Source organism: Massilia sp. 05N420 (genome assembly GCF_056397205.1).
This window is the reverse complement of sequence record NZ_JBFTMX010000135.1, coordinates 1-545: the sequence shown is the minus strand read 5'-3', so window position 1 is coordinate 545 and position 545 is coordinate 1. Positions and strand designations below refer to the sequence as shown.

The following is a 545-nucleotide window of genomic DNA, read 5'->3' as shown; positions in this document are numbered from 1 at the left end:
CGACAGGCTCCATTCCCCTGATTAGTTGGCGTATAGCCCAAGCAGTTTCTGTTTCAGCGGCGTTCCCCGGCATTCCGCCGCCTCCTGCAAACGCAATCCACGTATCAGAGTTCAACACGCCGAAAGGCTTGCAGTCCTTTAAAAGCTTGGCCTTTTCATACAGATACGTGGGGTTAATTTGATGAGGACTAGACCGCGGGGATGAATTGTCGATGTCCTCTTTGATCGCCTGAAGAATCTCTGTCGCGGTCATGCGTTTCCTCAAGTTACTAGAATGGCAAATAATAGTTTGCCCAAGGCCATGACGGCATCTGCAGCGTGTATGATTGCCTCATAAATTTGATGCTGATGCGCTTTGTATGCATCTACGGCTATACCTCGCACTCGCACAAGAAGCCCGCCGATGGCGGGCGAAGGTCTCAAAGCAATCGCCGGAAATTCAAATGCATTCAGCTCTTGTAAAGCGCGACCTTGTTGCACTTATCGTTGTCATCGCGCCTACTCATCTATGTCAAGTGCGACTGGAAAGCATGGTCCCCTCACCC

1 protein-coding gene is annotated in these 545 nt (G+C 50.8%); it reads right to left on the bottom strand.

Translation table 11 applies throughout. The features are described 5' to 3' along the window. Positions 1–253, bottom strand: a 253-nt coding sequence (locus tag AC1DIX_RS27635; protein ID WP_477328527.1) for a hypothetical protein, incomplete at its 3' end; no start/stop codon positions are given. Positions 254–545: the final 292 nt, after the last annotated feature.